This window comes from Pseudomonas sp. Sample_24, assembly GCF_004307605.1.
In the GTDB taxonomy this organism is placed as follows: Bacteria; Pseudomonadota; Gammaproteobacteria; order Pseudomonadales; family Pseudomonadaceae; genus Aquipseudomonas.
Genome location: NZ_RCNW01000340.1, coordinates 1 through 5,136, shown reverse-complemented (window position 1 = coordinate 5,136; position 5,136 = coordinate 1). Strand labels below are relative to the sequence as shown.

General features: G+C 57.3%; 3 protein-coding genes and 1 pseudogene. 3 read left to right on the top strand and 1 reads right to left on the bottom strand.

The features are described from left to right. Positions 1 to 155: 155 nt before the first annotated feature. From D8V06_RS19000 to D8V06_RS18990, 3 genes are read left to right on the top strand one after another with little or no spacing between them, the layout of a single operon-like run. Entirely contained in the window at positions 156 to 815 is a 660-nt protein-coding gene (locus D8V06_RS19000) for a paraquat-inducible protein A (protein WP_056853298.1), read from the top strand. Further along, on the top strand, positions 802 to 1,425 hold the full coding sequence (locus tag D8V06_RS18995; protein ID WP_056853297.1) for a paraquat-inducible protein A: 624 nt from the start codon (positions 802 to 804) through the stop codon (positions 1,423 to 1,425). Before D8V06_RS19000 ends, D8V06_RS18995 begins: the two co-directional genes overlap by 14 nt. Continuing rightward, positions 1,418 to 3,721 carry an MlaD family protein gene (locus D8V06_RS18990; RefSeq protein ID WP_130904047.1) on the top strand — a complete coding sequence of 768 codons (2,304 nt, stop codon included), beginning with the start codon at positions 1,418 to 1,420 and terminating at the stop codon, positions 3,719 to 3,721. Before D8V06_RS18995 ends, D8V06_RS18990 begins: the two co-directional genes overlap by 8 nt. A 69-nt stretch (positions 3,722 to 3,790) precedes the next feature. Here D8V06_RS18990 and D8V06_RS18985 read toward each other — a convergent pair. Beyond that, positions 3,791 to 5,136 (bottom strand): annotated as a pseudogene (locus tag D8V06_RS18985) (chromosome partitioning protein ParA); the annotation flags it as partial.

Here is a 5,136-nt window from a genome sequence, read left to right as displayed (position 1 = left end):
TCGTCAAGATTAAATTCCGAAACCCCAATTGCGAAAGCAGTTGGGGTTTTGTTTTTGTGCGCAAGAAAAACGTGTCATGCGCGACACAAATTTGCACAGTTATTTTCCACCCAGGACACTAGAATAGGTCCAACTTTTTCAGATTCAGAGGGCTTATGCCAGAGCCGGTTGACACCCCAGGGCTGTCAGAATTACCACTAGAAAATCTGGTTGCGTGCCATGAGTGCGATTTGCTGATGCGCAAGCCCAAGCTCGCTCATGGCGAGAAAGCCCTGTGCCCGCGCTGTGGCTATGAACTCTATGCCCACCGTCACAACGTCGTGCAGCGAAGTCTTGCCCTGGTCATAGCGGCGCTGCTGTTGTACATCCCGGCGAACTTTTTACCCATCATGCAACTCAATCTACTCGGGCAATCGGCTCACGACACTGTCTGGAGTGGTGTGGTCGCGCTTTTTGACACAGGCATGCAAAGCGTTTCAGTGATCGTGTTTCTGTGCAGCATGGCCATCCCGCTGCTCAAGCTGCTGTGTCAACTGATCGTATTACTGAGCATCCGTTTCAATATCGGGCGCAGTTACGGCTTGCTGCTCTACCGCATTTATCACCACTTGCGCGACTGGGGAATGCTTGAGGTGTACCTCATGGGCGTATTGGTGGCGATCGTCAAACTGGCCGATATGGCAGCAATCACCGTAGGACTTGGTCTGGCGTGCTTTATTGGTTTGTTGCTGATTCAGGTCTGGTTGGAGGTTGTCATGTCACCTCACCAGATCTGGCAGGCTTTGTCAGGAGAAGATGCCCATGCGGGCGATTGATGCAGGCATTCTGATTTGTGCGGAATGTCATGAGTTGAACAGGCAGGAAGCTGATACCGATGAGCAAGTCTGTACACGCTGCGGAGCATTGGTTCACGCCCGCCGCCCGAATAGTCTGGTTCGGACCTGGGCCTTGCTGATTACGGCTGCCATTCTTTACATACCGGCCAATATGTTGCCGATCATGACCGTCAATTCCCTTGGCAAAGGTGCGCCCAGCACGATCATGGCCGGTGTGATCGAACTGGTTCACTACGGAATGTTCCCCATTGCGGCCGTGGTGTTTATCGCCAGTATCGTGGTCCCCACGTTCAAACTCGTGGGTATTGGCCTGCTGCTGTTTTCGGTGCAGCGCCGTCAACCCTTGTCGGCCCGTCAACGCATCTGGATGTACCGCTTTATTGAATTCATCGGGCGATGGTCGATGCTCGATATCTTTGTGATCGCCATCCTGGTGGCGGTCGTTAATTTTGGGCGGCTTGCCAGCATTGAAGCCAATCCTGGTGCGGTCGCTTTTGCCAGCGTGGTAATTCTGACGATGCTTGCCGCAGTAACTTTCGATCCCCGACTGATTTGGGATAACACGGAGTCGGACGACGACCATGACTGATTTGCCTGTAGCGAAAACCCGACCGGCCTCGAACTGGTCAGCCATTTGGGTGTTACCTCTGATCGCCCTGATTATTGGCGGCTGGCTCGGCTGGCGTGCCTATAACGAGAACGGCATCGAGATACAGGTGCGTTTCGAGAGCGGCGAAGGCATCCAGGCCAACAAGACCGAAGTGGTTTACAAGGGCATGTCGGTAGGTAAGGTGAAAACCCTCAAGCTCGATGATGAAGGGAGTTCCAAGGGCGTCATCGCCACCGTCGAAATGAACAAGGATGTCGAGCAATATCTTCGGACCAGCACGCGTTTCTGGTTGGTCAAACCGAGTGTGACGCTCGCTGGTATCACCGGCCTGGAAACGCTGGTTTCGGGTAACTATGTGGCGATCAGCCCCGGTGAAGGCGAGCCCACTCGCAAGTTCAAGGCACTGGCCGAAGAGCCGCCGCTTTCCGATGCTCAACCCGGCCTGCACCTTACGATCAAAGCCGATCGACTGGGCTCTTTGAACCGTGGCAGTCCGGTGTTCTACAAGCAGATCAAAGTGGGACAGATCAAGAGTTACGTGCTCTCCGAGGATCAGAGCACCGTTGAACTCAAGGTGTTTATAGAGCCGACTTACGCCAAGCTGGTGCGTAAACACACGCGTTTCTGGAACGCCAGCGGCATCAGCATCGATGCCAATCTGTCAGGCGTGAAGGTACGCAGCGAATCTCTGGCCAGTATCGTCGCCGGCGGTATTGCCTTTGCAACGCCGGAAAACCGCAAGGACAGTCCGCCTACTGATCCGAGCTTGCCGTTCCGTCTGTATGAGGATTTCGATGCAGCGGCAGCGGGTATCAAGGTCAAGGTCAAGCTCAGTGACTTCGAAGGCTTACAGGCTGGTCGTACGCCGGTCATGTACAAAGGTATTCAGGTCGGCACGCTCAAGGCGCTCAAGGTTGATCCGGATCTCTCCGCCGCCAGCGCCGAATTGACGCTGGACCCGCTGGCCGAGGATTACCTGGTCGACGGCACGCAGTTCTGGGTGGTCAAGCCGTCCATTTCGTTGGCCGGCATTACCGGCCTGGAGGCATTGGTCAAAGGTAATTACATTGCAGTGCGCCCCGGTGACAAAGGTGCAGCGCCGCAACGTGAGTTCGTCGCGCGGCCCAAGGCGCCGCCGCTGGATCTGCGCTCGCCGGGTCTGCACCTGGTGTTGTTCACCGAGAACCTTGGTTCGCTGGAAGTCGGCAGCCCGATTCTCTACAAACAGGTGAAAGTCGGGTCGGTACAGAGCTACCAGTTCTCGCGTAAAAGAAACCAGTTGGTGATCGGCGTCCACATCGAGAAGGAGTACGAAAACCTGGTCAACGCCTCGACGCGGTTCTGGAATGCCAGCGGTATCACGCTGACGGGCGGGTTGACCGGCGGGATTCAAGTCAAGAGTGAGTCGCTGCAAAGCCTGATGGCTGGCGGCATTGCCTTTGAAACACCGCAGGCCAATGCGCCATTGCAGAAACGGATTCCGCGGTTCCGCCTGTTCGCCAGCCATGAGGAAGCCAATCAGAAAGGCGCGGTGATCACGATCAAGGTCGATCGCGCCGATGGGTTGCGAGCAGGGACTCCCATTCGCTTCAAGGGTCTGGATGTCGGCAAGATCGAGAACGTTGACCTCAGTGATGATCTTCAATCGGTACTGCTGACGGCACGCATCACCGAAGTACCCGAGCGCATCGCGCGAGTTGGCAGCGAGTTCTGGGTGGTCAAGCCTGAGTTGGGGCTGATCAAGACATCCAACCTTGAAACGTTGGTGACTGGGCAATACATCGAAGTGCAGCCAGCCGCGAAGAACCTCGGCCCGCAGAAAAACTTTGTGGCTCTGTCCAGTCCACCCGAAACCGCCAAGGCTGAAGCCGGATTAAGCCTGGTACTGAGCGCTGCCCGCCGAGGTTCGTTGAAAGCCGGGGTGCCGGTGACCTATCGCGAAATCACCGTGGGTAAGGTGACGGGGTATGAGCTGGGCCAGACGGCGGACCGCGTGCTTATCCACATCCTGATCGAGCCTAAATATGCGCCGTTGGTGCGTAGCGGTACGCGCTTCTGGAATACCAGCGGGTTTGATTTCGATGTCGGTCTTTTCAAAGGCGCAACGGTGAGAACCGAGTCGCTGGAAACCATGATTCAGGGCGGCGTTGCGTTTGCCACGCCGGACGGTGAGCGGATGGGCAGCGCCGTGCGGCCGGAACAGACGTTCCCGTTGTTCGACAAGTTCGAAGAGGAATGGCTGACCTGGGCACCGAAAATTTCCCTCGGCAAGTAAGCCGGTAAGAATGAAAAAGGCCGCGATCCATTGGATCGCGGCCTTTTTAATGCCTTCGACTAAACCGGATCAAACCGCATCCAGTTCCGGCTCATCCGCTGCAACGTTGAGCGTTGCCTTCACTTGATCGTGACGACGGATGTACTTCCAGTCCGCCTCGTCGATGTAGATGCCCGCCGGACCGCTTCCGCCTTCCAGGTCGATCGCGACACTGGCGCAAACCTGCGGTTTCACACTCGCGAGAATCGGCACGAAGCCCAGTTGCAGGCTGGTTTCCAGCAATGCAGCCTGGTTCTTCTCATCGATGTCCGCGGCTTCGTCGAGGTAGTACGGCAAGCGCACACGCCCGGCCAGGTCGCGGTCCATCAAGTGCAGCAACAAGTACATGTTGGTCAGCGCCTTGATGGTCATGGTGGTGCCGTTGGAGGCCGCGCCATCGATGTCGGTGTGGATCACCGGTTGACCGTTGACCTTGGTGATCTCGAACGCCAGTTCGAACAAGTCCTTGAGGCCGAGCTGGTTGTGGTTGGCCGCCACCAGTCGAGCCAGATATTCCTTGGCCTCTTCGTTCTTGTTGTCCTGTTCCGCGCTTTGGCTGAGGTCGAACACCGACAGGGTTTCGCCTTCTTCGTACTGACCGGCGCTGTGGATGATCTGGTCGATGTGCTTGAGCGCTTCCTTGTTCGGCGCGAGGACGATGCGGAAGCTCTGCAGGTTGGAGACCTGACGCTTGTTGATCTCGCGGTTGAACAGCGCCAGTTGATGCTCGAGGCTGTCGTAGTCGCTGCGGATGTTGCGCAAGGTGCGGGCGATGTCGGTCACAGCGGCACGACGGGCCTTGCCCAGGGTCAGGGCTTCATCGGTACGGTGCGCGTAGGCGTTGATCAGCAGTGACAGGCGACGCTCCATATCGTCTTCGCTGTCGAACTTGGCCACGCCCTTGAGGCGGACCTGCGCGTACAGCGCTTCGATCTGGCCATCAGCGCGCAACAGGCCTTGCCAGCTGTCCTGATAGTCATTGAGCAGTGGCAGCAGGTTGTCCATGGAGTCGTCGATCGGATCCATGAACGGCGTTCCGAAGGGCAAGTCCGCCGGCAGCAACTGGCGGCGGCGCAATGCGTCGTCGAGGGTGCGTTGCTTGGCTTCCATGTCGCCGATCTGGCGGCCGACCAGTTGCAGCTTGGCTGACAGTTGCTGGACGCGCTCGGTGAACGCATCGCTGGAGCGCTTCAGCTCGTCCTGCGCCGCTTCCATTTGCGCGAGTTGTTCCAGTTTGTCGCCTTCTTCAGCGCTCAAGGTCTGGGCGCGACGGAAATCTTCCAGGGCTTTCTGCGCGTCCAGCACTTGCTGGTACAGCGCTTCGGTCTGGGTCTTGCTCGCGGCGCGGTCGGCAGCCACGGCTTGCTGGGTTTTCA

Coding starts and splice junctions, on each gene's coding strand:
- D8V06_RS19000 (WP_056853298.1), top strand. CDS start 156: ATGCCAGAGCCGGTTGACACCCCAGGGCTGTCAGAATTACCACTAGAA.
- D8V06_RS18995 (WP_056853297.1), top strand. CDS start 802: ATGCGGGCGATTGATGCAGGCATTCTGATTTGTGCGGAATGTCATGAG.
- D8V06_RS18990 (WP_130904047.1), top strand. CDS start 1,418: ATGACTGATTTGCCTGTAGCGAAAACCCGACCGGCCTCGAACTGGTCA.